This is a genomic window from Pseudomonas sp. SR18 (assembly GCF_023701505.1).
Classification (GTDB): domain Bacteria; phylum Pseudomonadota; class Gammaproteobacteria; order Pseudomonadales; family Pseudomonadaceae; genus Aquipseudomonas; species Aquipseudomonas cyclaminis.
In genome coordinates this window covers 189068-213230 of record NZ_JAMQAU010000004.1, presented here as the reverse complement: position 1 = coordinate 213230, position 24163 = coordinate 189068, and the positions used below count along the sequence as shown (strand labels likewise).

Annotated in this window: 23 protein-coding genes; 13 read left to right on the top strand and 10 right to left on the bottom strand. The window is 61.6% G+C overall.

The features are described 5' to 3' along the window. Positions 1 to 243: 243 nt before the first annotated feature. The 4 genes from NDJ82_RS08545 to NDJ82_RS08530 all read left to right on the top strand — a co-directional run bounded on the left by NDJ82_RS08545 (position 244) and on the right by NDJ82_RS08530 (position 6652). On the top strand, positions 244 to 2634 hold the full coding sequence (locus tag NDJ82_RS08545) for a hybrid sensor histidine kinase/response regulator (protein WP_191947617.1): 2391 nt from the start codon (positions 244 to 246) through the stop codon (positions 2632 to 2634). Positions 2635 to 2701: 67 nt separating this feature from the next. Next, on the top strand, positions 2702 to 4357 hold the full coding sequence (locus NDJ82_RS08540) for an acyl-CoA dehydrogenase family protein (RefSeq protein WP_250925310.1): 1656 nt from the start codon (positions 2702 to 2704) through the stop codon (positions 4355 to 4357). A 114-nt stretch (positions 4358 to 4471) separates the two neighbouring features. Further along, positions 4472 to 5944, top strand: coding sequence for an AMP nucleosidase (amn, locus tag NDJ82_RS08535; RefSeq protein WP_003176267.1), 1473 nt, complete (start codon positions 4472 to 4474; stop codon positions 5942 to 5944). Between the two features lie 72 nt (positions 5945 to 6016). Next, positions 6017 to 6652, top strand: a complete 636-nt coding sequence (locus tag NDJ82_RS08530; protein ID WP_099584693.1) for a pseudouridine synthase — start codon at positions 6017 to 6019, stop codon at positions 6650 to 6652. Here the strand turns inward: NDJ82_RS08530 and NDJ82_RS08525 are convergent. Both NDJ82_RS08525 and NDJ82_RS08520 read right to left on the bottom strand, forming a co-directional pair. Beyond that, on the bottom strand, positions 6647 to 6856 hold the full coding sequence (locus tag NDJ82_RS08525; RefSeq protein WP_025999909.1) for a DUF2788 domain-containing protein: 210 nt from the start codon (positions 6854 to 6856) through the stop codon (positions 6647 to 6649). The genes NDJ82_RS08530 and NDJ82_RS08525 overlap by 6 nt on opposite strands. Before the next feature lie 135 nt (positions 6857 to 6991). Next, positions 6992 to 7471 (bottom strand): Lrp/AsnC family transcriptional regulator, encoded by a 480-nt coding sequence (locus NDJ82_RS08520; protein ID WP_003176264.1) that lies wholly within the window; start codon positions 7469 to 7471, stop codon positions 6992 to 6994. Between the two features lie 397 nt (positions 7472 to 7868). Here NDJ82_RS08520 and NDJ82_RS08515 point away from each other — a divergent pair, with 397 nt between their 5' ends. Continuing rightward, positions 7869 to 8903 carry a DUF6515 family protein gene (locus NDJ82_RS08515; RefSeq protein WP_250925309.1) on the top strand — a complete coding sequence of 345 codons (1035 nt, stop codon included), beginning with the start codon at positions 7869 to 7871 and terminating at the stop codon, positions 8901 to 8903. On the opposite strand, the gene NDJ82_RS08510 is transcribed toward NDJ82_RS08515, so the two are convergent. Then, complete coding sequence (locus tag NDJ82_RS08510; protein ID WP_158878718.1) at positions 8900 to 9793, bottom strand: cation diffusion facilitator family transporter; 894 nt, start codon at positions 9791 to 9793, stop codon at positions 8900 to 8902. The two genes, NDJ82_RS08515 and NDJ82_RS08510, sit on opposite strands and share 4 nt — an antisense overlap. Positions 9794 to 9802: 9 nt before the next feature. Then, entirely contained in the window at positions 9803 to 10222 is a 420-nt protein-coding gene (pmcY, locus tag NDJ82_RS08505) for a periplasmic Zn2+ metallochaperone PmcY (RefSeq protein WP_112196831.1), read from the bottom strand. Between the two features lie 110 nt (positions 10223 to 10332). Between pmcY and hrpB the strand changes: the two genes are divergently transcribed. Further along, positions 10333 to 12840 (top strand): ATP-dependent helicase HrpB, encoded by a 2508-nt coding sequence (gene hrpB / locus NDJ82_RS08500; protein ID WP_250925308.1) that lies wholly within the window; start codon positions 10333 to 10335, stop codon positions 12838 to 12840. Between the two features lie 126 nt (positions 12841 to 12966). Here the strand turns inward: hrpB and NDJ82_RS08495 are convergent, their stop codons facing one another. Continuing rightward, a complete protein-coding gene (locus NDJ82_RS08495) occupies positions 12967 to 14055 on the bottom strand; it encodes an endonuclease/exonuclease/phosphatase family protein (protein WP_099584698.1) in 1089 nt (362 codons plus the stop codon). A 40-nt stretch (positions 14056 to 14095) separates the two neighbouring features. Next, positions 14096 to 14755 carry a DUF7847 domain-containing protein gene (locus NDJ82_RS08490; RefSeq protein WP_099584828.1) on the bottom strand — a complete coding sequence of 220 codons (660 nt, stop codon included), beginning with the start codon at positions 14753 to 14755 and terminating at the stop codon, positions 14096 to 14098. 180 nt (positions 14756 to 14935) lie between these two features. Between NDJ82_RS08490 and NDJ82_RS08485 the strand changes: the two genes are divergently transcribed. The 3 genes from NDJ82_RS08485 (at position 14936) to NDJ82_RS08475 (ending at position 16910) form a co-directional block, all read left to right on the top strand. Further along, the gene (locus NDJ82_RS08485) at positions 14936 to 15679 is read left to right on the top strand and encodes a DUF2076 domain-containing protein (protein ID WP_250925307.1); all 744 of its coding nucleotides are present in this window, start codon (positions 14936 to 14938) and stop codon (positions 15677 to 15679) included. Between the two features lie 117 nt (positions 15680 to 15796). Beyond that, positions 15797 to 16273: a LabA-like NYN domain-containing protein gene (locus tag NDJ82_RS08480; protein ID WP_099584700.1), complete on the top strand. Its 477-nt coding sequence runs from the start codon at positions 15797 to 15799 to the stop codon at positions 16271 to 16273. A gap of 25 nt (positions 16274 to 16298) precedes the next feature. Then, positions 16299 to 16910, top strand: coding sequence for a 3'-5' exonuclease (locus NDJ82_RS08475; protein WP_099584701.1), 612 nt, complete (start codon positions 16299 to 16301; stop codon positions 16908 to 16910). A 123-nt stretch (positions 16911 to 17033) separates the two neighbouring features. Here NDJ82_RS08475 and NDJ82_RS08470 read toward each other — a convergent pair whose 3' ends face one another. Continuing rightward, entirely contained in the window at positions 17034 to 17330 is a 297-nt protein-coding gene (locus tag NDJ82_RS08470; protein WP_112196827.1) for a DUF6124 family protein, read from the bottom strand. Positions 17331 to 17827: 497 nt separating this feature from the next. On the opposite strand from NDJ82_RS08470, the gene NDJ82_RS08465 reads away from it, so the two are divergent. Both NDJ82_RS08465 and NDJ82_RS08460 read left to right on the top strand, forming a co-directional pair. Next, positions 17828 to 18394: a hypothetical protein gene (locus tag NDJ82_RS08465; RefSeq protein ID WP_099584702.1), complete on the top strand. Its 567-nt coding sequence runs from the start codon at positions 17828 to 17830 to the stop codon at positions 18392 to 18394. After that, a complete protein-coding gene (locus NDJ82_RS08460; RefSeq protein WP_099584703.1) occupies positions 18384 to 18656 on the top strand; it encodes an acyl carrier protein in 273 nt (90 codons plus the stop codon). The genes NDJ82_RS08465 and NDJ82_RS08460 overlap by 11 nt, the downstream gene beginning before the upstream one ends. Positions 18657 to 18751: 95 nt before the next feature. On the opposite strand, the gene NDJ82_RS08455 is transcribed toward NDJ82_RS08460, so the two are convergent. Beyond that, the gene (locus NDJ82_RS08455) at positions 18752 to 19204 is read right to left on the bottom strand and encodes an Lrp/AsnC family transcriptional regulator (protein ID WP_099584704.1); all 453 of its coding nucleotides are present in this window, start codon (positions 19202 to 19204) and stop codon (positions 18752 to 18754) included. A 161-nt stretch (positions 19205 to 19365) separates the two neighbouring features. Here NDJ82_RS08455 and yedA point away from each other — a divergent pair, with 161 nt between their 5' ends. Further along, positions 19366 to 20262, top strand: a complete 897-nt coding sequence (gene yedA, locus NDJ82_RS08450; RefSeq protein WP_099584705.1) for a drug/metabolite exporter YedA — start codon at positions 19366 to 19368, stop codon at positions 20260 to 20262. A gap of 48 nt (positions 20263 to 20310) precedes the next feature. Next, positions 20311 to 21648 carry an RNA helicase RhlE1 gene (gene rhlE1 / locus NDJ82_RS08445; RefSeq protein WP_099584706.1) on the top strand — a complete coding sequence of 446 codons (1338 nt, stop codon included), beginning with the start codon at positions 20311 to 20313 and terminating at the stop codon, positions 21646 to 21648. Between the two features lie 122 nt (positions 21649 to 21770). Here the strand turns inward: rhlE1 and NDJ82_RS08440 are convergent, their stop codons facing one another. Both NDJ82_RS08440 and NDJ82_RS08435 read right to left on the bottom strand, forming a co-directional pair. Beyond that, positions 21771 to 22997, bottom strand: coding sequence for a TIGR03862 family flavoprotein (locus NDJ82_RS08440; protein ID WP_250925306.1), 1227 nt, complete (start codon positions 22995 to 22997; stop codon positions 21771 to 21773). A gap of 171 nt (positions 22998 to 23168) precedes the next feature. Then, positions 23169 to 24089 (bottom strand): histone deacetylase family protein, encoded by a 921-nt coding sequence (locus NDJ82_RS08435; RefSeq protein ID WP_250925305.1) that lies wholly within the window; start codon positions 24087 to 24089, stop codon positions 23169 to 23171. Between the last annotated feature and the right edge of the window lie 74 nt (positions 24090 to 24163).

Sequence of the window (24163 nt, the reverse complement as noted above, 5' to 3'; positions counted from 1 at the left end):
TGGCCGTCGGGCGATGGTTGAATTTTGTCCAAAGTGCGACGCTTTTTTGGCGCTTTTCTCTGCGCAAAAGTGCGCTGAAACGCTTGTTCTAGAGCCTTCAGGAAAATTATTTCAATGGTGTCCAATGGCCTTTAGCGGCTATGCTAAAGTGGATCCAAACAACTTAACTGTACCGCCGGTGTACGTCTTCTCAAAAGGAATGGGGAGCTTTTGACCTTACCGGACACGCCACGCTGGGGCTCTATGCGCTATTTGCTGATTTTATTGTTGTGCGGGCTGCCGATGCTCGCCAGCGCCATTGAGTTCAACCAGGACACCCGCAGCCTGGCGCTGGGCCGAGCTATGCAAGTGCTCGAAGACCCCACCGATTCGCTCACCATTGCCGACGTCAGCGCGCCTTCCGCCGCCCGGCAGTTCAAACCCCACGATAAAGACACCCTCAATGCCGGCTATTCACGTTCGGTGTTCTGGCTCAAGGTCAACCTGCATTACCTGCCCTACGGCCCCGAGGCCCAGCGCACCTGGCTGTTGGAGCTGGCCTACCCGCCGCTGGACCACCTCGACCTGTACCTGCCCGACAGCACCGGCAACTACCGTCTGGCCGGGCGCACCGGGGATGCGCTGCCGTTTTCCGCCCGTGAGATTCGCCAGAACAACTACCTGTTCAAGGTCGACTTCAATCCTGGAGAGGCGAAAACCGTCTACCTGCGTCTGCAAAGCGAAGGTTCGATCCAGGCCCCGCTGACACTCTGGTCCAGCACCGCCTACCTGGAGCAGCAGCCGCTGCGCCTGTATGTATTGGGCCTGATCTACGGCGTGTTGCTGGGGATGCTGGTCTACAACCTGTTTATCTACCTCAGTGTGCGCGATACCAGCTACCTCTATTACATCTTCTATATCGCTTCGTTCGGCATGTACCAACTGTCGGTCAACGGCGCGGCGGTGGAGTATTTCTGGCCGAACAACCCGTGGTGGGCGAATGCCGCGACGCCGTTCCTTATTGGCGCGGCGGCGTTGTTTGGCAGCCTGTTTGCGCGCAGTTTCCTGCACACCGCACTGCACAGTCGCTGGATCAACCGTTTTCTGCTGGCGCTGGTGGGCTGCGGCGCGGTGGTCATGTTGCTGTCGCTGATGACCAGCTACGCCCTGGCGCTGCGCCTGGCTACCGGCTTGGCGTTGGTGTTTACCGTGACCATCTTTGTCGCCGCCATCAAGGCCTGGTATTGCGGCCAGCGGGTGGCGCGCTATTTCATCATCGCCTGGTCGGCCTTCCTGCTGGGCGGGGTGGTGAATACGCTGATGGTGCTGGGCTACCTGCCCAATGTGTTCCTTACGATGTACGCCAGCCAGATCGGTTCGGCGATTGAAGTGGCGCTGTTGTCCCTGGCGTTGGCAGACCGCATCAATTCCATGCGTGAGCAACAGGCACAGATTCTCCTCGACGCCAGCCAGAAGCTCGAAGTGCTCAACCAGCAGCTTGCCCGCAGCAACCGGCTCAAGGATGAGTTCCTCGCCACACTGACCCACGAACTGCGTACCCCCATGAACGGCGTGATCGGCTCCCTTGAGCTGATGCAAACCGTGCCGCTGGACGACGACCTGGCGCAATACCAGCAAACCGCTGCCGGCTCGGCGCGAGACATGATGCGCATGGTCAATGGCATTCTCACCCTCACCGAACTTCAGGCTGGGCGCCTGAGTGCCCAGTCGCAGGTGTTCAGCCTGCGCGGGGTGCTCGACACCTTGCGCCAGCAGTTCAGTGTCAGCGCCCAAAGCAAGGGCCTGGCGTTTTCCATCGACGTGGCCGATGAACTGCCGGACCGGGTGGTGGGCGACGCCGACAAACTGATCCAGTGCCTGGATTGCCTGCTGGACAACGCATTCAAATTCACCCACGAAGGCGCCGTACGCCTGCGGGTGGTGGGCGTGCCCCACAGTGACGGTGGCTTGCGCCTGAGCTTTATTGTGACTGACACCGGTATTGGCTTCGCCTTCCTGGACGAGGCCACCCTGTACCAGCGGTTTTTCCAGCTGGATGGTTCCATGACTCGCGAATACGGCGGCCTGGGTATCGGCCTGGCGATCTGTCGGCAATTGATCGAGCTGCTGGGCGGGCGCCTTACCCATCATTCCGAGTTGCGCAAGGGCAGCCGCTTCCAATTGGAGGTGGAAGTCAGCCCGGTGGCGCCAGAAGCAAAACCAGCAGTGGACCGGCAGCGTGCGCCCCAAGACTGCGCGGTGCTGCTGGTGGATGACAACAGCGTCGGCCAACTGGCAGTGCGCGGCATGTTGCTCAAACTGGGTTACCGGGTAAAAAACGTGGACAGCGGCCCCAGCGCTCTAGCGGCCTTGCAGGGCGGCAATTTCGACGCAGTCGTGTTGGATCTACCTGAAGGCGGCTTCTCATTGTGCTGTCAGATCCGTGCTCTGCCGGGCTGCGGTGAGTTGCCGGTGATTGCCTTGAGCACGTCACTGAATGTGTCTGAACGCGAGCACTGTCATGGCATCGGCGTATCCGACCGCCTCGCCAAGCCCGTGCGTTTCGAGGCCTTGCAGGCGGTGTTGACACGCCGGGTGCTGTGTCCGCAAGAGGGTGAACGCGCCGGGTATTCGGCGGGTATGCCACTTTTTTAAGGCGGATGACGGTGCTTAACTGAAATTCAGGCCTCAACCCAACGGGGCTGTTTCCAGGAGGCCCGTCATGAATCTGCACCCATTCGCTGAAACCCACGACGTCACCAACCAGCCCCCATCCCTGGATGGCACTAACCTGTACCGCATCGACTTGCCTTTGCAAGAGTGGTCGCGCCGCTATGGCGCAGGCTGGGCAGAGGCGCGCATCGATGCCTACGGCGCGCTGGCCGGTGGGCCGTTGATGGCGGCCGGGTTCCTGGCGAACCAGAATAAACCGGTGTTCAACAGTCATGACCGTTATGGTCATCGCATCGACTTGGTGGAGTTTCACCCGGCCTACCACGAGCTGATGCGCACGGCCGTCGAACATGGCCTGCCGTCGTTGCCGTGGGCTCATCCGCAATCCGGCGCCCATGTGGCGCGGGCCGCGTTGACGTACCTTCACAGCCAGGCCGAAGCCGGCACCGGCTGCCCGCTGACCATGACCTTCGCCTGCGTCCCGGCCCTGCGCCTGCAACCCGACCTGGCGAAGACCTGGTTGCCGAAAATCCTCAGCACCGAATACGACCCGCGCAATGTCGGCATTGCCCACAAGGCCGGCGCCACCATCGGCATGGCCATGACCGAAAAACAGGGCGGCACCGATGTGCGGGCCAACACGACCCGTGCCTATGCCGTGGGCGCAGGCGGCCCGGGGCAGGCTTACGAACTGGTGGGGCATAAGTGGTTCTGCTCGGCGCCGATGTGCGATGGGTTCTTGACCCTGGCCCAGACTGACAAGGGCCTCACCTGTTTCCTTCTACCTCGGCACCGTCCAGATGACACGCGCAACGAGTTCTATATCCAACGCCTGAAAAACAAGCTCGGCAACTGCTCCAACGCCTCCAGCGAAGTAGAGTTCCGTGGTGCCCTGGCCTGGATGATCGGCGAAGAAGGCCGCGGCGTGCCGACCATCATCGAGATGGTTGCCATGACCCGCTTCGATTGCATGGTCGGCTCCAGCGCCTTGATGCGCCAGGCGCTGACCCAGGCCAGCCATCATTGCGCCCACCGCTTGGTGGGTGGCCGCGTTCTCAGTGAGCAACCGCTGATGCAAAACGTGCTGGCCGACCTGGCCTTGGAAAGCGAGGCCGCCTTGGCCTTGAGCCTGCGCATGGGCCGCGCCCTGGATCACCTGGGCGATGAGCAGCAAGCCAAATTCGCCCGGCTGGTGACGGCGGTGGGCAAGTATTGGATCTGCAAGCGCGCGCCGGCGATGATCAACGAAGCGGCCGAATGCATGGGCGGTGCCGGGTATGTCGAGGACAGCATCCTCCCGCGCCTCTACCGTGAGGCGCCGGTGAACTCGACGTGGGAAGGTTCCGGCAATGTGCAGTGCCTGGATGTGCTGCGCGCATTGTCCAAGGAGCCGGGTGTATTGGAAGCGCTGTTTGTCGAGCTGGGCGATGGCCAGGGTGACAAGCAACTGGCGCGGCACATCGAGCGCCTGAAGTCGGCGTTCATGGACACCCAGGACATCCAGTACCGCGCACGCCAGCTGACCGAGGATATTGCTGTCGCCTTGCAGGCCAAGCTGTTGCTGGAGGCGGGGAATGCGGCGGTCAGTGATGGCTTTATCGCCAGCCGGTTGGGTGAGTCGTCGGGTCGGGTGTATGGCTCCTTGCCACGCGGCATTGATGTGGCGGCGATTGTCCAGCGAGCCACACCCCATCCCCCCAAGTAAACACGGGCCAAGGGAGGGCAAGCCCCCTCCCGCATTTTAAAATGCATTCCAAACCACCTGTTTCAGTGAAGCCGGGATACAGGCAAGATAAAGGCCTGCACGTCAGAACACAGGATGCTTACCGTGACCGAAGCTTTTGTTGTCGTTCAAACCGCCGAAGAAGCCGTGGACCGGCTGGCGGCTCTGCATGAGCGTGCTACCGGCGCGCTCAACCAGGCCCTCAAGCAATACCTCAAGGACCGCGTCGAACCCGACGCCGCACAACGCGCTCTGTTTCGCTATCCGGAACTGCGCCTGACCTACCACTGCCACGGCGAAGTCCCACAGACCACCCGGGCATATGCCAAGGTTCAGTTGCCGGGGACCTACAGCGTCACCGTCACCCATCCGTCGGCATTCCGTAAATACCTGCTGGAGCAACTGGTGCCGTTGATGCACGACTTCACCGTGACGGTGGAAGTGGGCGTCAGCCAGCAGAATATTCCTTACCCGTACGTGGTGGAGCAGGGCGACGAGTTGGCCGGTTCCGGCGTGACCGCTGCGACCCTGGCCCGGGTGTTCCCGAGCACCGACTTGTCGGCCGCCACCGATGGCATTGCCGATGGCCTCTACGACTGGGAAAACACCGACCCGCTGCCCCTGGCACTGTTCGATGCGGCCCGTGTGGACTTCTCTCTGCGCCGTCTGGTGCATTACACCGGCAGCGACTGGCGACATGTGCAGCCGTGGATCCTGCTGACCAACTATCACCGTTACGTCGACCAGTTCATCCTGCATGGCCTGGAGCAATTGCGCAGCGACCCACGCTTTATCCGCATGGTGCTGCCGGGCAACGTGGTGATCGATAAGAGCATGGACCATGGCGAAGCGTCAGCCATCGCTGCGGGCGTGGTTTGGCACCGTTACCAGATGCCGGCATACCACCTGCAGGCCACTGATGGCCACGGCGTGACATTGGTGAATATCGGCGTGGGCCCATCCAACGCCAAGAACATCACCGACCACCTTGCTGTGCTGCGTCCGCATTGCTGGCTGATGATCGGCCACTGCGGCGGCCTGCGCCAATCCCAGACCATCGGCGACTACGTACTGGCCCACGCCTACATGCGCCGCGACGGGATTCTGGACCGCGTGGTGCCGCCGAACATCCCGATTCCGGCCCTGGCCGAAGTGCAGATGGCCTTGCAGCAAGCCGCTGCCAATGTCACCGGCGAAAAAGGCGAAGAGCTTAAAAAACGCCTGCGCACCGGCACCGTGCTGACCTACGACGACCGTAACTGGGAACTGCGCTGGGCTCAGGAACGGCCGCTGATCAACCTGTCCCGCGCCGTGGCGGTGGACATGGAAAGCGGCACCATCGCTGCCCAAGGCTACCGTTTGCGAGTGCCGTACGGCACCTTGCTGTGTGTCTCGGATAAACCGCTGCACAGCGAGATCAAACTGCCCGGTTCGGCCAACGCGTTCTATGAACGTGCGGTCAGCCAGCACTTGAAGATCGGCATCGAGGCGGTGGACCTGTTGCGCACCGAACTCAACTCGCTGCACTCGCGCAAACTGCGCAGCTTCGACGAACCGCCGTTCCGCTAAGCGGTTGGGATGGTCATTTAGCGGTCAGGCCACTAGCATTGTCGGTCCTGACCGTTAGATGTTCCTTTTGCCATGTCCCGTCCTACTCGCCCCGATTCGCGCCGCCCTGGTGTGAAACCTCCGCATTCCGCCGCTCGTCGTGTCGCCAAGGCGCCACCGGCCGAGCCGAAGTTAATCCTGTTCAATAAGCCATTCGACGTGCTGACCCAGTTCAGCGACGAAGGCGGACGGGCGACCCTCAAGGATTTTATCGACATCCCCGGCATCTACCCGGCGGGCCGACTGGACCGCGACAGCGAAGGCCTGTTGCTGCTGACCAACGATGGTCAGTTGCAGGCGCGTATTGCCGATCCCAAGCACAAGTTGGCGAAAACCTACTGGGTTCAGGTGGAAGGCGAGCCGACGCAAGAACAACTGCAGCAACTGCGCGACGGTGTCGAGCTTAACGACGGCAAGACCTTGCCCGCCGAAGCGCGACAACTGGAAGAACCGGAGTTATGGCCGCGCAACCCGCCGGTGCGGTTTCGCAAAAGCGTGCCGACCCACTGGCTGGAGCTGGTGATTCGTGAGGGGCGTAACCGCCAGGTACGGCGTATGACCGCAGCGGTAGGCTTGCCGACCTTGCGCCTGGTGCGCGTGCGCATTGGCGACTGGTCTATCGAAGGCCTCGACCAAGGCCAGTGGAAGGAAGTGCCGGCGCGCTTATAAGGCGCCGGACTCGATCAGGCCGATCACCACGCTCTTGATGATGAACGCGGCCACGCCCAGGCCCAGCACGAAAAACAGGATGAACGAGCCAAAGCGCCCGGCTTTGGATTTCTTCGCCAGGTCCCAGACGATAAAGCCCATGAAAATGATCAGGATGGTGACGAGGCCGGTCATCATCCATTCTTCGAAGAGGGCGGGGTCGATGTTGTTCATGGGGCTCTTCCGTGGGGCGGGCGGCAAGTATAAGGCAGCGCTACAGGCGCAACATTGACCTGAGTCCAAGCGCAATCCAAATGTGGGAGGGGGATTGCTCCCTCCCACATTTGACCTTCACTGATCTCAGGTGCGCAGGTGGGTCAATGGCAGCTCGGTGCTGTTCAATACCTGGTTGAGCACAAAACTCGACCGCACACTGGTCACGCCTTCGATCCGGGTCAGGTGCCCCAGCAGCAATTTCTGATAGTGATCCATATCCGGCACCACCACTTTCAACTGGTAGTCCGCATCCATCCCCGTCACAAGGCTGCATTCGAGCACTTGCGGCAAGGTGCGGATGGCCGCTTCGAAGTTCTCGAAACGCTCGGGCGTGTGACGGTCCATGCCGATCAGCACGTAGGCCGTGAGGCTCAGGCCGAGCATCTTGCGGTCGAGCAGGGCGACCTGGCGCGAGATGTACCCATCGTCCTCCAACTGCTTGACCCGGCGCGAGCACGGCGAAGGCGACAAGCCGATGCGCTCGGCCAACTCCTGGTTGGAGATCCTCGCGTCACGCTGCAATTCCGCCAAAATACTCAGGTCGTATCGGTCAAGCTTGCTCATTGGGTTGGCCTTTGTCGTAACTATTGCGGTGAATTATCCATGAAGGGTTAAAAATTGCGCAAGCACTGTTTATTGACGCAATCTTCGCAATCATCTGGCGGGCGCGGGCCTGTATCTTTATCAACAGAATCACCGCCTGGACAACAGTCCACAGCAGCGAGCCCAATCAGGCCTGCTGCGGCCGCCACCCCAGCAGGGTTGAGCCGGCCTCCAGGCTGCACACTGTCTACAAGACGGCGTGAGGTGAGCCAACGCCAAAAGCGTTGAGCCAGGACGAAGTTCTCAAGGGGTGGCCGACGGGTCACCCCTTTTCTTTTGCCTGCTGATAACCTGTGCCAGAACCGGGCCCCTCTTTTCCAGTCTCATGGACAGGCCCTAATCCGCAGTGAGGAATAGCATGAAGCGCATCTGGCGTATGGCAGGTGTTGGTTTGCTGGTGGTCAGTGTCGGCACGCAAGTCGTGGCCGATGAGCGCGATAACTCACCGAATCAAGGGCTGCGGCCGCAAGGCGGTGGAGGGCAGCATGAGCGGGGTCCTGAAGGCGGGCGGCCAGAAAACAATCCGCCACGACCCGAGAACAATCAGCCACGTCCGCAGAATCAGCATTTTGAACGTGGCGGCCCTAACGGCGGCGGGCAATGGCAAAGTCGTCCGCAAAACAATGAGCAGCCTCGGCCGGCACCGCAACCCCAACCGGCAAACAACCTGCCGATCCAGGGCCGGCCCGATACCGTGCGCCAGACCCAGGAACCGCGCCAGGGTTACTACCGCGATATTCCCCGGCGCAACGACGACAACCGACATTGGGAGGCCGGCGGCCCAGGTTCCCGTCCGGGCGACAACGGACGTCCCAACGATAATCGCTGGCCAGGTCGCCCCGACGGCCATGGCAATGGCTGGGGCCCAGGCCCGCAGCATCGTCCCGGCTATATCATTGATCGTTTTCCTGACCGCAACTACCGCGTGCCGTATCGCGGGCAGGACTACTTTTTCTCCGGCGGCTACTGGTATCGCCCACAGGGGCCGCGCTACGTCGTAGTGACGCCGCCGTATGGCATCCGGGTGCATTACCTGCCGGATTATGCGCGGGAAGTGTGGGTGGGGGGTTCACTGCTATTCCTTGCCGCTGGCGCCTACTACGCCTACGAGCAAAGCACCCAGCAATACGTGGTGGTCCAACCCCCGGCGCAAGTGCCTTCGCCGCAACCGGCGCCGCAGGGCAATGGCTATGACGTGGTCGCCTATCCCGCCAACGGCCAGTCACCGGCGCAAGTGCAGCAGGACGGTTATGACTGTTACCGCTGGGCGGTGCAGCAAAGCGGCTTCGACCCGCAGGCCGTCACCTACGCCCCTGACCCGGCGGTGGTGCAAGCCTACCGTCAGGCCCAGGGCAACTGCTTGAGCAGTCGCGGTTACCAGGTCCAGTATTAGGCCTTGGCGCCCGTGACCACTTCCTGCGGGTCGGCGTGCACCAGCACTTCGGCGCGCGGGTAGACGTGGTGAATGGCATCGGCGGCCTGATCGCTGATGCCGTGGGCCACTGACAGGGTCAACTCCCCCGGCAGCTCCAGGTGCAACTGCACAAACCAGTGGTTGCCCGACACCCGCGTGCGCAGGTCATGGGCCCCCAGTACCCCGGGCACCCCACGGGCGAGTTCGAGCATGTGCTGGCTCACGTCCGGCGGCAGTTCTTCATCCATCAGCACCGCAAAGCTTTCGCGGGCGATCTGGATCGCGCTCCACAAGATGTAGGCGGCAATCCCCAGCCCGAACCAGGCATCGACCTGATGGAAACCGAAGCCCGCCAGCACCAGCGCCACCAGGATGCTGCCGTTGAGCATCAGGTCGGAGCGGTAATGCAGCGAATCGGCGCGCACGGCATTGGAGCCGGTTTCGCGAATCACCCGGTGTTGCAGCATCAGCAGCGCCACCGTCAGCGCCAGCGAAAATACGATCACCCCGATGCTCAACCATGGCGCCCCCACGGGCTCGGGATGCTGCAAGCGCGTATAGGCCTGCAGCGCGATCAACACCGCACTGCCGCCGATAAACAGCGCCTGAGCCATACCCGCCAGCGACTCCGCCTTGCCATGGCCGTAACGGTGATCGTCATCGGCCGGGCGCAAGGCGTAATGCACCGCCAGCAGGTTCAACAGTGACGTCACGCCATCGAGCAACGAGTCCGTCAGCCCGGCGAGCATGCTCACCGAGCCGCTGAACCACCAGGCAATCGCCTTGGTAACAATCAGCACACAGGCCACGCCAACGGAGGCGCGGGTGGCCAGGCGCAGAAGCCTGGCGTGTTCGGGGCTGCTGGTCATGGGCAGTCCTTATGCGGCGGGTTGCAGGCCCAGGCTGGCGAGTTGCTGCACGCTGCCCTTGAACTGGATCATGCGCGGATCGTCCAGCGGCAAGGTACGGCCGGTTTCTTTCTGGATGATGCTTTGCAGCTTGGCATTGTCGACCTTGCCGTCGGCGCCAATGGCTTCGTGGAGTTTTTCCGGGGACACCTGGGCGGTCTTGCCCGGTTCGAAGTAAATGGCGCCGGTGGCGAAATCGACGCCAAACGCGATCAGGCCAGGGATCACGTAGAACAGCAGGCCGATGGCGTCGAGCGCAGCGATGGCCGGGTCGATCTTGCCATCGATCTGGCCACGGCGGTCCGGGTAGAAAATCGAACCGCAGGCCGTCAGTTGGCTCAGCAGTGTGACGGCGAGGACACCGCCGATGACACGGGAAGCGATACGCATGAAGACTCTCCTGAACACAGTTGATACGGGACTATATAGCACTGCCATTGAGACCAGCGTCGGCATCCGGCAGTTCGCCGTTATACTCGCCGCTCTGCTTTGGAGCCAGTATGAATTCGTTGCCAATCGATGATGTTTTACCCGCCCTGCGTGACGCCTTGGCGAATCGCCATGAAGCCGTGCTGGAAGCGCCGCCCGGTGCCGGTAAAACCACCCGTGTGCCCTTGGCCTTATTAAACGAGCCCTGGCTGGCCGGGCAGACCATCTTGATGCTCGAACCACGCCGCCTGGCCGCACGCGCCGCTGCCGAACGCCTGGCCAGTGAGCTGGGTGAAAAGGTCGGCGAAACCGTCGGCTACCGCATCCGCCTCGACAGTAAAGTCGGCCCCAACACTCGCATCGAAGTGGTTACCGAGGGCATCCTCACCCGTCGCCTGCAGGACGACCCGGCGCTGGACGGCGTGGGCCTGCTGATCTTTGACGAGTTCCACGAACGCAGCCTCGACGCCGACCTGGCGCTGGCCCTGAGCCTCAACGGCCGCGAGCTGTTTCGCGACGAACAGCCGCTGAAAATCCTGCTGATGTCCGCGACCCTGGAAGGTGAGCGCCTGGCCAGCCTGCTGGATGACGCGCCGATCCTGCGCAGTGAGGGGCGCATGTTCCCGGTGCAGATGCGCTGGGGCCGGCCGTACCAGGCTGGCGAATTTATCGAGCCGCGGGTGGTGCAGACCGTCCTCGAAGCGGTGCATGACGAGACCGGCAGCGTGCTGGTGTTTCTGCCGGGGCAGGCCGAGATTCGCCGGGTCCACCAGCAACTGGCCGACGCGCTGGGTGATCGCCCGGATGTGCTGTTGTGCCCGCTGCATGGCGAGTTGGACTTGAACGCCCAGCGCGCCGCCATCGACCCGGCACCTGCAGGTAAACGCAAAATCGTACTGGCCACCAACATCGCCGAGACCAGCCTCACCATCAACGGCGTGCGCGTGGTGATCGACGCCGGGTTGGCGCGGGTGCCGCGTTTCGACCCCGGCAGCGGCATGACCCGCCTCGACACCCAGCGCATTTCCCGCGCCAGCGCCACCCAGCGCGCCGGCCGGGCAGGGCGCCTGGAACCGGGCGTGTGTTATCGGTTGTGGTCCGAGGACCAGCATGAAGGCCTGGCCGCGTATGGCAGTGCGGAAATCCTCGCGGCTGACCTCGCCGGCCTGGCCTTGCAACTGGCGCGCTGGGGTGTCACGCCCACGCAGTTGGTGTGGCTGGACGTGCCGCCGACCGCCGCCTATGCCCAGGCCCAGGATCTGTTGCAACGCCTCGGCGCATTAAACGAAGACACACTCACCGCCCATGGCCAGAAAATGGCCGAATTGCCGGCTCACCCGCGCATCGCCCATTTGCTGCTGCGCGGGCAGGATCTGGGGCTGGCGGCCACCGCGTGTGATGTTGCCGCCTTGCTGGGTGAGCGCGATATCTTGCGCGGCGGCGGCGCGGATGTGCACAGTCGTCTGGCGTTGCTCTCCGGCGAAGAACGGGCGCGGGGCACCCAAGGCGGCGTACAACGGGCCAGGCAATTGGCGCGGCAATATCGCGGGTATTTGCGAGGCAAGGCGACGCAACCGGTGGCCGATCCCGAGCATCCACGTTGGCTCGGCGCCTTGCTGGCCCTTGCCTACCCGGACCGCGTCGCCCAGCAACGCCGCCCCGGCGGCGCCGAATACCGCCTGGCCAACGGCCGCGCTGCGCTGTTCGCCGAAGCCGACAGCCTGATGAAACAACCCTGGCTGGTCATCGCCGACCTGGGCAGCCGCCAGGGCCAGCGCGAAGAACGCATCTACCTGGCAGCGGATTTTGATCCAGCGCTGTTCGAGTCGGTACTCGCCGAGCAAGTGCGCAATGTTGACCAGTTGGACTGGGACGAGCGCGAAGGCGTGTTGCGCGCCGAACGCCAGCGCAAAGTCGGTGAACTGGTGCTCAGCCGCGAACCGCTGACCGGCCTCGACGAATCTGCACGCAGCCAGGCGCTGGTCAATCTGGTGCGGCGCAAAGGCCTGGAACTGTTGCCCTGGACGCCCGAGCTGCGCCAATGGCAGGCCCGCGTGATGCTACTGCGCCAGTTGGACACCGGCAAAACCAGCGAATGGCCCGACATCAGCGACAAGGCCTTGCTCGCCGGTTTGGAGCACTGGCTGATGCCCTACCTGGGCAAAGTCTCACGCCTGAGCCATTTTGCCAGCCTGGATATCTCCAGCTACCTGCACAACCTGCTGCCCTGGCCGCTGCCCCAGCGCCTCGACGAACTGGCGCCGCAGCATATAAAAGTGCCGTCTGGCTCGTCGGTGCGCCTGGACTACAGCGAACAGCCGCCGATCCTGGCGGTGCGTTTGCAGGAGCTGTTCGGGCTGGCGGATACGCCACGCATCGCGGGTGGGCGCCAGGTGGTCAAGCTGCACCTGTTGTCCCCGGCACGGCGGCCGGTGCAGGTGACGCAGGACCTGGCGAATTTCTGGCGCAGTACCTACGCCGAGGTGAAGAAGGATTTGAAGGGGCGTTATCCGAAACACTATTGGCCGGATGATCCGTTGATCGCCGAGCCGACGGCCCGGATCAAGCCGCGCAAGTAAGCGTTACGGAGATCCAAATGTGGGAGGGGGCTTGCCCCCGATAGCAGTAGGTCAGTGAAAGGTATTTCAACTGATACACCGCCATCGGGGGCAAGCCCCCTCCCACATTTGGATCTTTAGCGTTAGTTATTGCGCGGCGGGCAGTAGGAACCGTGCAATCACCGGCAGATGATTTGAGATACGCAACGTATCCTCCTGTCGCACCTTCGCCTCCACCCGCTTGATCCGCGAGCTATAGAACAGGTAATCCACCGTGCGATCCGGCCCGTCCAGGCTTGGGTCATTGGGGAAATACGTCAGCCATTTTTCACGGTTTATCCCGCTGGATTGGCTGTTGCTCGGGATCATCGGGTATTTGTCCCACAACAAATGCAGTTCGCTGTCCGGCGAATACTGCCCGCGCTTGCCAGCATCCAACCGTAGGAATTGCCCCAGTGGCAGCAGGTTGAAGTCGCCGCCGATCAGCCACGGGGTGCCGCGGCCTTCGAATTTATCCAGTAATTTCACGGTGGCTTGCACTTGCTCCTGCACGGCACTGCGCCCAGGTGCGTCGTCGTCCAGGCGGGTGTTGAGCACCGCCAGTTGGCCGCCGTCGCTCAGGGGCAGGTAGGTCAGCAGCAAGGCCGGTTTTGGCTGGAATTGGCGACGGATGATGTTGGCGTCCGGCGCCGGCAGTTGCAGGCGTTCGGCGTGTTCGATCTGGTAGCGGCTGAGGGTCGCGAGTTTGCGGCCGACGCTGCCGAAGATATGCAGGTCGGGCACAAAGTCGGCCTTCCAGTCGAAGGCCTGGGCGCTGCACGGGTAGAGGTCGACCAGGCGTTCCTGCAACAGCGCGAACTGGTCCTGGTAATGGGAGGGCTTGGCGTTTTCGTCGAGTTCCTGCAACAGCAGGATGTCGGGCTGTTCGTCGCGAATCACCCGCGCCACTTCGTCCAGGCTCACGGCCATGTCTTCCACGGTGGGGCGGTCGTCCGGGCCGTTGCCGTCGGGGGTGTCGTACCAGAACACGTAGTTCTTGCCGGCCAGGTATTGCACGTTCCACGTCATGACCTTGAGCGCCTGCCCCGGCAGCAGCGTCGGCGCACGGGGCGCGACGCAGCTCACTGGCAAGGTTTCCTTGGGCGCGGGGCGCCAGGTCAGGCTGTAGATCAGGGCGGTGAGCACGCCTGCGAGAATCAGCAGGCCCAGCAAGGTGATGCGCAATAAACGGGTCATCGGCTCGGCTTATAGCGTTTCAGGAATGGCACGGAGCATATCACCGCGCGTCGGCATCGCCACCGATCAGCATGAATAAACGGAACAGCACCACACTGGTGAACAATTGCAGGAAGCTGTGGGCACTGTCCATCAACAGCCCCAGCAACGGCGCCGGGTTGGGATACGCCGCCACGCTGGCGCCTTTGAGCAGCCACAGCGGGGTCATGACGCACAGCAGGCACACCAGGATCCGCCAGAAATGCCCACGGGTCAGACGCAAGCTTTCCTTCATCGCCTCCAGTGCCGGCATGCCGCGCAGTACCAGCAGGTACTCGGCGAAGGCCAGCACCACCATCAGCCACAGGCCCGGCAGGAAATACAGCGACAGGCCCAGCAGGATCAGCAGCGTGCTCATGGCGGTCAACAGCGCGAAACGCGGCCACAAGGCTAGCGCCATCGCCCACACATCCTTGGTGCGCGGCGACTCGCCACGGGTGCGCGCATCGAGGAACAGGATCAGCGCGCCGGTGTACAGCGGGTACACCAATAACCCCACCACCACGCTGTAGCCGGCAAACGCATCCGCGCCCAGCGTGTGGTCCAGTATCTGTTGCAGCAAGGCTTCGAGAATCACCAGCGGTAGGCACAACTGGACGATGGCGCCCAGGTTGCTGCGGGTAAAACGGAGGGAGTCGCGCAAGACGTCTAACGGATTCATCAGGTTCATCGCAGGCCTGGAAACAAGGGCGACACTTTAACCGATCACGGTCAGAGGGGCACAAACGTAAACCTTGAGTAAAGACCATTGAAACAACTCGTAACACCCCCATAACTGGAAAGCCCCCGACCTGATCACAGGCGGGACCAGAATTTCTACCGGCAATCTAACGAGGTCGCCATGAACAGCGAAGAGCAAACCCTGATCGATGGACTGTTTTCACGGTTGCAGCAAGCCGAAACGGACTCAGCCCCCCGCGACGCCCAGGCCGAAGCGCGGATCAAGGAGCACATGACTCGCCAACCGGCCGCCGGGTACTACATGACCCAGTCGATTCTGGTGCAGGAACACGCACTCAAGAGTCTCGACGCGCAGAACAAACAGCAGGCGCAACAGATCCAGCAATTGCAGGACGAGTTGCAGCGGGCCAAATCCACGCAGCCGGCGGCGTCGAGCGGCGGTGGTTTCTTGTCGAGCATCTTTGGCGGCGGCGGTTCCCGTGACGCGCAGCCGGCGCCGAGCGCGCCGAGCAGTTCGGGCGGCGGCTGGCGTGAGCCAACGCGGCCTTCGTTCGGCGGCCAGCCCGCGCCGCAGCAAAACTATCAACAGCCCCAACAACCGGCCGCCGCCGCGCCAATGGGCAGTGGCTTCCTCGGTGGCGCGATGAAAACCGCCGCCGGCGTGGCCGGTGGTGTATTGCTGGCCGAAGGCATCAGCAGCCTGTTCCATCACAACCAGCAACCGCAGGTAGTGGAAGAAATCATCGAGCAACCGGCACCGGCCAGCGATCAAGGCGGCTGGGGCAATGATGACCAGAAATTTGCCGGCAATGACAACTGGGGCGGCAACAACGCAGACAGTTTTGCCGACAGCGATTATTCCGACGATTCCTCTTCCTTTGGCGACGACGATTCCTTCGTCTGACATACCTAGTCCGGGGCGCTGCGGCGTCCCGGTCTGATTTTTTCCGGAAACTTTCTCGCGGCTGGCATACTGGCACCCTTTCCGGGCTCTGGCGCCTGGCTGTCATGAGGAAGTGCGGTGAAGAAAATTGCAGTGTTCGCCGATGTACAAAACCTCTACTACACCGTCCGCCAGGCGTACGGCTGCCACTTCAACTACGCCGCCCTCTGGGCAGACATCGGCTCCCGCGGGCAGATCGTCGAGGCGTACGCCTACGCCATCGACCGTGGCGACAGCAAGCAGCAGCAATTCCAGCAGATCCTGCGCAACCTGGGCTTTACGGTGAAACTCAAACCGTACATCCAGCGCAGTGACGGCTCGGCCAAGGGCGACTGGGACGTGGGCATCACCCTCGACATCATGGACGCCGCCGATCACGTCGACGAAGTGGTGCTGGCCTCCGGCGACGGTGATTTCGACATGCTGCTCGAACGCATCATCCAAAAGCATGGGGTTGAAGCTGTGGCCTACGGCGTACCGGGGCTGACGGCCAATTCACTGATACGCGCCGCCAGCCGCTACGTGCCGATCGAAGGCGCGCTGCTGCTCAAATAAATGCTCAGACGGAGTTGGAACAGGTTTGGAACGTATAGCGGTCATCGACTTTGAAACCACCGGCATCACGCCGAGCAGCCACTGCCGGGCCACGGAAATTGCCGTGGTCATCCTTGAGCGTGGCCAGATCGTGGACCGCTACCAGAGCCTGATGAATGCCGGCGTGCGCGTGCCGGGCTTTATCGAACAACTCACCGGCATCAGCAACGCCATGCTGCGCAGCGCACCGCCGGCGGAGCGGGTGATGAACGAGGTCAACGAATTCGTCGGCACCACGCCGCTGATGGCGCACAACGCCGCGTTCGACCAGAAGTTCTGGGACTTTGAACTCGGCCTGATCCGCCGCACCCGCCTGCAAAAATTCGCCTGCTCCCTGCTGCTGGCCCGCCGATTGATGCCGGCTGCGCCGAACCACAAGCTCGGCACGTTGAACTCATTCGCAAAACTGCCCCACACCGGCCAGGCTCACCGGGCGCTGGCGGATGCGGAAATGGCGGCCAACCTTACGGCGCACCTGGCCCAGGAACTGCGGCGTACCCACGGCTTGCGCGAGCTGTCCCACGACTTTCTGTGCACCCTGCAGAAAGTGCCGGCGGCGAAGATCAATGAGCATCTGAAAAAACATCGCGGGTTCTGACAGAACAACGCCGCTCAAAATGTGGGAGGGGGCTTGCCCCCGATAGCGGTGTGTCAGTCGTTTTTCTGTAACTGACCCGCCGCTATCGGGGGCAAGCCCCCTCCCACATGGGTTATGCGGTGTTCATCGCGGCTGTACACACTCCAACGCCCGATCCACCACGCCCTTCGCCATCTCCACCAAATGCATCACTGCCCGCTGCTGCACAGCCATCGCCTCGCCCGACGAGTGAGCAGTGCCCACCGCGCAATGCAGCAAATCTGCCGCATGGGCGAGGGCGTCTTCGAGGCTCAGGTTGTCGTTCAGGATGAAGGGCGGGGCATCTGGGGCGCAGGTTTTGAGGTAGTAGTCGATGGCTCGGCGATTGAGCAGGGCGTCTTCGCTGAGGAAACTGGGTGGATCGGGGGTGACTTTGACCATGGTGAAACTCCTCTTGTTAAGCAGGAGCTGCGTCTATTCGCTTGCACGCGATTAGGGTGGCAGCGGCACGCGGGTGTGCAAGACCGGGACAAAAGGCAAACCCAGTAGATCCGAAGATCTCCCGCGTACAGCTGCCATAACAGACCAGCGCCATCTCGCAATAAATGGGCGCTGATTTTGCGGGCATCTATAAAGCCTATGTTTGGTCGGACTTGCACGTCCGGCCACCGAACATTCGATGACTGGATGAGACTAGCTACCTGATCCGACGGAAACAAGGCTGTGGGATTCTCTCGGAAACGTCCCGCAAATGAAAGGGATCGGTCTTGCTGGCCATTGAAACAACAGTTTTTTTTGGGCTTTTATCTGCTTTCTGAATAGTCAGTAGGCTTAGCCCTGCTGTCATGTCGGACCTTTCTGGATTTTCCCTTCTCCCGTCTATAGCCCTTTGCTGCGACCTAAGATCCCGGCTGTCATTTACGTACAGGGACTACGTCATGCAGGAAAGCGATCTTCACACAGCAATCATGCGAAGCCAGTTTGAGCTCCAAGGCAACGGCATCGATTTCGGCTCAACTTCAAGCATGGCGTTTCATTTGGGAAACACGATGACAAGTTGCCCGGCAGTCATGGTGTTACCTAATTCGCCAGGCTGGACCCATGGCGCCAGTTACCAGTTACTCAAACCCGTTCATGCTGATTCCTCTGTGCCGAGCACCACGTTTGACGAACTCTGGAAATGTACACAGCAACACTATGGCTTGACGGCCGCAACGGTTCTAACTGGCGCCGCAGGCATACCTATAAGCAAAGTTGCTGTGGGCACATGGGTTCACGTTGGCTCCAGCAAAACGACGAATCTGGCGAGCCTCATTGGAATGCGCTTTTTCCCTCGTACCTTGATCAGGCAGCCCACGGTGGCCAGAATGGCGAAAGCAACGTTTGGCACAGTCCGTGTGTTTGGCATTATCGGACGAGGCATTCCTTTCGTTGCTGCCGGGCTTGCAGTCTTTGATCTAGTGAGTATTGGTAAATGTGCTTATGAGGCGAGAAATGGAAGGTAATCCGACCAGAGCCGAAATCAGCGAGAAGGTAGTTCAGCTATTCGTCGATATCATCGGCTTCATCGACCCAAGCCAGGTCACGGAGCAAACGGACTTCATCCATGATTTCAAGATTATTGATGAGGATTTGACCTGCTTTGTCATGCAGATCAAGTGGCAATTCAACCTGCAAGCGACGCAGGAGGATTGGGATCGCATCACGACCATCCAGCAGATAGTCGACTTGATTGTTGAACGCTCGAATTTGCAGTGCGGCCACTGACGTCATCGGGGGCAAGCCCCCTCCCACAGTGTTATGTGTAAGCCTTTGAGAGTTGTGTAGATACCCATGCCCCGATGACGGTAGATCAGTCACCATCATTTCCCATTAACGGCCAACTGCCCCAACGGCACCCGCCGCTCTATCGCGCTCGACAAGATGATCGAAGTCTTGCTGAAGCCAAACTTCGCCACCCGATTAATCAAGTTCTCCAACTGCGGCATTGACCCCACCGCAGCCTGCATGATCACGCACGGATCGCCGGTCACCCGGTGGCATTCGGTCAGCTCGGGGATTTCGGCCAGTGCGTCGTACACCTTCTGGCTCCCATGATTGGTCAGCCTCAGCTCAATCACACACTGGATCGGCAAACCGACCTTCGACATATCCACCTTGGCCTGGTAACCGGTGATCACCCCGCTGGCTTCCAGCTTGGCCACGCGCTCGGCCACGGCGGGGGCGGAGAGGTTTACCGTGCGCGCGAGTTGCGCGTAGGACGCGCGGCCGTCTTCGAGCAGGGCGCTGAGGAGCATGCGGTCGTATTTGTCCATGATAAGGCTCCAGTAGCGGGTGGCTTTCGAAAGCATGGGTTATAGCCTTCATAACCATGGTTTGAAAAGTGTATGGGCGGTTTAAACAGGTTTTGTAACTTATGTTTAACGACCTGCCTTTTTAGAATAAGCGTCTCTTATATCTGCCTTCGAGCCGCCCCATGCCTGGCACACGTCGCTTTCCCTTACCGTTGATCGCTGCCTTTTTTGCGTTGTATGTGATCTGGGGGTCTACCTATCTGGTGATCCGCATCGGCGTCGAATACTGGCCGCCGCTGATGCTGGGCGGGATCCGCTTTCTGCTGGCGGGGGCGGCGATGTATGGCTTCCTGCGCTGGCGCGGGGCGCCGGCGCCGACCTGGGAGCAGTGGAAGGCGGCCGCGAAGATCGGCATTTTGCTGCTCACCTTCGGTAACGGTGCGGTGAGCGTGGCCGAGCACACGGGAGTGTCGTCCGGTGTGGCTGCGCTGGCGGTGGCGACGGTGCCGCTGTTCACCTTGCTGTGCGGGTATTTCTGGGGCGCACGCAATACCCGCTTGGAATGGGCGGGCGTGATCCTGGGGATGGTCGGCATTGCCATGCTCAATATGGGCAGCACGTTGCAGTCGAGCCCGATGGGCGCGGCATTGCTGCTGTTTGCAGCGGCGTCGTGGGCGTTTGGTTCGGTGTGGAGCCGGCGCCTGCCGCTGCCGCCGGGTGCCATGGCCAGTGCCGCAGAAATGCTGGTAGCCGGCGTGACGCTGTTGATCGCCAGTGCGCTCACCGGCGAACACCTGCAAGCCATGCCGCCGCTGGAAGGCTGGCTGGCCCTGGCGTACCTGGCCGTGTTCGGCTCGATCATCGCGTTCAACGCCTACATGTACCTGCTCAAACACGTCCGCCCGGCGGCGGCCACCAGTTATGCCTACGTCAACCCGGCGGTGGCGGTGTTGCTGGGGATTGTGTTCATTGGCGAGACCATCGGCCTGGAAGAAGCCTTGGCGATGCTGGTGATCATCAGCGCGGTGCTGTTGATCAGTCTGCCCCAGTGGCGAAAGCCCAAGCCGGAAATAAGGTAAACTGCCGCGCATTACGCCCTTGCGCTGAATTTTTCCTACGGTAAACACATGACTTTCGCCACACTTGGCCTGATCGAACCCTTGCTGCGCGCCCTTGAGACGCTTGGCTACCAGACCCCGACGCCGGTGCAGGCGCAAGCCATTCCGGCAGTGCTGGCCGGTCGCGACCTGATGGCTGCGGCCCAGACCGGCACCGGCAAGACCGCCGGTTTTGCCTTGCCGCTGCTGCAACTGCTGACGATGGAAGGGCCGAAAGTCGCCGCCAACTCGGCGCGTGCGCTGATCCTGTGCCCGACCCGCGAACTGGCCGAGCAGGTACACGCCAGCGTCGCCGAATACGCGCAAAACCTGCCGTTGACCACCTACGCGGTGTACGGCGGCGTGAGCATCAACCCGCAGATGATGAAGCTGCGCAAGGGCGTCGACATCCTGGTCGCCACCCCTGGCCGCCTGATCGACCTGTTCCGCCAGAACGCGCTGAAGCTCAATCAGCTGCAAACCCTGGTGCTGGACGAAGCCGACCGCATGCTCGACCTGGGCTTCTCCGAAGAGCTGGCGAACATCTACCGCATGTTGCCGAAAAAGCGCCAGACCTTGCTGTTCTCCGCGACTTTCTCCGATGAGATCCGCACGCTGGCCGGGCAGATGCTCAACGACCCGCTGAGTATCGAAGTCAGCCCGCGCAACGTCGCCGCCAACACCGTCAAGCAGTGGGTGGTGCCGGTGGACAAGAAGCGCAAGGCCGAGCTGTTTGTGCACCTGATGCGCAAAGGCCGCTGGAAGCAGGTGCTGGTGTTCGCCAAGACCCGCAACGGCGTGGATGCGCTGGTGGATAAGTTGCAGGGCCTGGGCATCAATGCCGACGGCATCCATGGCGACAAGCCGCAAGCCACTCGCCAGCGCGCGCTGGATCGCTTCAAGAGCAGCGAAGTGCAGATACTGGTCGCCACCGATGTGGCGGCCCGTGGCCTGGATATCGAAGACCTGCCGATGGTGGTCAACTTCGACCTGCCGATCGTGGCTGAGGACTACATCCACCGTATCGGCCGTACCGGGCGTGCGGGCAACACCGGCGAGGCGATTTCCCTGGTGTGCGCCGATGAAGTGAACATGCTGTCGGCCATCGAGATGCTGACCCGTCAGACCCTGACCCGCAAGATGGAGCCCGACTTCGAACCGGAACACCGCGTGCCAGACACCGATGCCAGCGGGCAAGTGGTGAAGAAACCGAAAAAACCGAAGAAGCCTAAAAACTCGGGTGGCGGCGGCGGTAAGCGCAACCTGGGCAAGTGGGTGGACAGCGGGGAATCGGCGCCGGTGGAGCCGTCGATCAAGCCGGTGCGCAAGGTGCCGGTGTTTAATACCGGGCCGCGTAAGAAGAAGTGATTTTGCGGTTTGGCTGATGGCCCTATAGGGGGCAAGCCCCTCCCACATTTTGATTTGTGAATACATTCAACATTGTGGGAGGGGGCTTGCCCCCGATGGCGGCTTTGAACTCAGCAAAAATCTCAGCGCTCAAGCCACTCCAAAACCCCCCGCCCAGCCGCTCTGCCACTGGCAAAACACCCCGTCAGCAAATACCCGCCCGTCGGCGCTTCCCAATCCAGCATCTCCCCCGCACAAAACACCCCCGGCAATTGCTTGAGCATCAGTCGCTCATCCAACGCCTCAAACGGCACGCCGCCAGCGGTGCTGATGGCCTCATCAATGGGCCGCGTCTTCACCAGCCTCAACGGCAAGGCCTTGATATCCACCGCCAGTTGCGCCGGATCATTGAAGTGATCGGCTGGCGCCAACTCACGCAACAGCGCCGCCTTGACCCCATCCAGCCCCAACTGACTGTGCAAATGTTTGCTCATAGAGCGTGAACCGCGTGGCTTGGCCAGCGCCGCCTGCACCTTATCCAGTGGCTTGCTCGGCAGCAGATCGATATGCACCGTGGCTGAGCCACCGCGGTTGATCGCCTCGCGGATCGGCGCCGACAGCGCATAGATCAGGCTGCCCTCGATACCGGTGGCGGTGATCACACATTCGCCGAGCCGGGGTTTGTCATCCCCCAGCCCAATGGCGACGTTTTTCAACGGGGCGCCCGCGAATTTGCTGACCAGTAATTCGCTCCAGGCCGACACATCAAAGCCGCAGTTGCTCGGCTGCAGTGGCACATAAGGCACGCCTTTGTCTTCCAGCAAATTGAGCCATGCACCGTCGGAACCCAGCCGCGACCAGCTGCCGCCGCCAAGGGCCAACAGCACGGCGTCGCTGTGGACAACCTTCTCACCTTCCGGGCTGTGGATAAGTAAATCGCCCTCGGCATTCCAGCCGGTCCAGCGATGCCGGGTGTGGATAACCACGCCTTGTTCGCGCAGGCGCTTGAGCCAGGCACGCAGCAGGGGAGCAGCTTTCATGTCTGTAGGAAACACCCGGCCGGAGGTACCGACAAAGGTCTCAATACCCAGGCCATGAATCCATTCGCACAAGGCGTCGGCACCAAATCCACGCAGCAACGGCGCCATCTGCGGTGCACGTTCGGCGTAGCGCGAAAGGAAGGCCGGGTAAGCCTCGGAGTGGGTGATGTTCATACCGCCCACACCCGCCAGCAGGAATTTTCGCCCCACGGACGGCATGCCGTCATACAGATCTACGCGCACCCCGGCTTGACTCAAGACTTCGGCGGCCATCAGCCCGGCAGGGCCGCCGCCGATAATGGTGACGTGGTGAGGTACGGTCTGAGGCATGGGCAGGGCTACGGTGACGTGAATAGGCCGAGCATTCTACCCGACGTCGGCCTAACTGCCTGATCAAAAAATGTACACTTTCCTACAGGCCTTATGGCTTCTGGCTTTCAGCCGCTTACGCTCAAGTTATCCACAGGCCGCTCCACAGCCATTGTGGGTAACACCCACCACTCAATGACAACCTGATGACGTCCACACCCGTTGTGCACTGTGGTGCAGGATGCCGTGGCGGCGAGCGAGGGCCGGGCGGTCTTTGCTGTAGCCGCCGCCGATCACGCCCATTAACGGTATGTCCCGGCCCAGGCAGTGGCGCATCACGCTTTCATCGCGGGCGGCTACGCCTTCGTCTGTCAGCTTGAGGTAACCGAGGGCGTCATCCTTATGCACATCGACGCCAGCGTCGTAGAGCACCAGGTCGGGCTGGTAGAGCGGCAGCAGGTAATTGAGGGCGTCGTCGACTACGCGCAGGTAATCGGCATCGCCCATGCCCATGGGCAGCGGGATGTCCCAGTCGCTCTGGGCCTTGCGCGCCGGGAAGTTCTTTTCGCAGTGCAACGACACGGTGATGGCATCCGGCGTGTCATGCAGGATGCGTGCGGTGCCATCGCCCTGGTGAACGTCGCAGTCGAAGATCAATACGCGGTTCACTCGACCGCTGGCCAGCAGGTATTGGCTGATCACTGCGAGGTCATTGAAGATGCAAAAGCCCGCTGGATAGTCGTAATGGGCGTGGTGGGTGCCGCCTGCCAGGTGACAGGCGAGGCCGTGCTCCAGCGCTTGCTCCGCCGCCAGGATCGAACCGCCTACCGCCCGCACTGTGCGCCGGGCCAGGTCTTCGCTCCAGGGCAGGCCGAGGCGACGTTGGTCTTCGCGGGACAATTCGCCGCTCATGTAGCGTTCGATATACCCAGGTTCATGGGCCAGGGCCAGGATCTCCGGTGGGCATAGCTCGGGGCGCAGCAACAGGCTGTCTTCGGTCAGCCCCGTGGACACCAGGTGGTCGCGCAACAGGCGGAATTTGTCCATGGGGAACCGGTGGTCCGCCGGGAACTCGGGGCTGTAGTCATCGTGGTAGATCAATGGCAAAGGCATGGGATTTTCTGACGGGAACCTGCGAAGGATCTTACCAGCGCTGTACACTCACGCACATGGCAAGGGGAGGGGAC

What these genes read in the sequence shown, in the direction of transcription:
- NDJ82_RS08440 (WP_250925306.1), bottom strand. Translation starts at nt 22,997, where the DNA reads ATGCCTCAGACCGTACCTCACCACGTCACCATTATCGGCGGCGGCCCT.
- NDJ82_RS08485 (WP_250925307.1), top strand. Translation starts at nt 14,936, where the DNA reads ATGAACAGCGAAGAGCAAACCCTGATCGATGGACTGTTTTCACGGTTG.
- NDJ82_RS08545 (WP_191947617.1), top strand. Translation starts at nt 244, where the DNA reads ATGCGCTATTTGCTGATTTTATTGTTGTGCGGGCTGCCGATGCTCGCC.
- amn (WP_003176267.1), top strand. Translation starts at nt 4,472, where the DNA reads ATGCTTACCGTGACCGAAGCTTTTGTTGTCGTTCAAACCGCCGAAGAA.
- NDJ82_RS08455 (WP_099584704.1), bottom strand. Translation starts at nt 19,204, where the DNA reads ATGGACAAATACGACCGCATGCTCCTCAGCGCCCTGCTCGAAGACGGC.
- NDJ82_RS08530 (WP_099584693.1), top strand. Translation starts at nt 6,017, where the DNA reads ATGTCCCGTCCTACTCGCCCCGATTCGCGCCGCCCTGGTGTGAAACCT.
- hrpB (WP_250925308.1), top strand. Translation starts at nt 10,333, where the DNA reads ATGAATTCGTTGCCAATCGATGATGTTTTACCCGCCCTGCGTGACGCC.
- NDJ82_RS08515 (WP_250925309.1), top strand. Translation starts at nt 7,869, where the DNA reads ATGAAGCGCATCTGGCGTATGGCAGGTGTTGGTTTGCTGGTGGTCAGT.
- NDJ82_RS08460 (WP_099584703.1), top strand. Translation starts at nt 18,384, where the DNA reads ATGGAAGGTAATCCGACCAGAGCCGAAATCAGCGAGAAGGTAGTTCAG.
- NDJ82_RS08435 (WP_250925305.1), bottom strand. Translation starts at nt 24,089, where the DNA reads ATGCCTTTGCCATTGATCTACCACGATGACTACAGCCCCGAGTTCCCG.
- yedA (WP_099584705.1), top strand. Translation starts at nt 19,366, where the DNA reads ATGCCTGGCACACGTCGCTTTCCCTTACCGTTGATCGCTGCCTTTTTT.
- NDJ82_RS08520 (WP_003176264.1), bottom strand. Translation starts at nt 7,471, where the DNA reads ATGAGCAAGCTTGACCGATACGACCTGAGTATTTTGGCGGAATTGCAG.
- NDJ82_RS08490 (WP_099584828.1), bottom strand. Translation starts at nt 14,755, where the DNA reads ATGAATCCGTTAGACGTCTTGCGCGACTCCCTCCGTTTTACCCGCAGC.
- NDJ82_RS08465 (WP_099584702.1), top strand. Translation starts at nt 17,828, where the DNA reads ATGCAGGAAAGCGATCTTCACACAGCAATCATGCGAAGCCAGTTTGAG.
- NDJ82_RS08510 (WP_158878718.1), bottom strand. Translation starts at nt 9,793, where the DNA reads ATGACCAGCAGCCCCGAACACGCCAGGCTTCTGCGCCTGGCCACCCGC.
- NDJ82_RS08540 (WP_250925310.1), top strand. Translation starts at nt 2,702, where the DNA reads ATGAATCTGCACCCATTCGCTGAAACCCACGACGTCACCAACCAGCCC.
- NDJ82_RS08495 (WP_099584698.1), bottom strand. Translation starts at nt 14,055, where the DNA reads ATGACCCGTTTATTGCGCATCACCTTGCTGGGCCTGCTGATTCTCGCA.
- pmcY (WP_112196831.1), bottom strand. Translation starts at nt 10,222, where the DNA reads ATGCGTATCGCTTCCCGTGTCATCGGCGGTGTCCTCGCCGTCACACTG.
- rhlE1 (WP_099584706.1), top strand. Translation starts at nt 20,311, where the DNA reads ATGACTTTCGCCACACTTGGCCTGATCGAACCCTTGCTGCGCGCCCTT.
- NDJ82_RS08470 (WP_112196827.1), bottom strand. Translation starts at nt 17,330, where the DNA reads ATGGTCAAAGTCACCCCCGATCCACCCAGTTTCCTCAGCGAAGACGCC.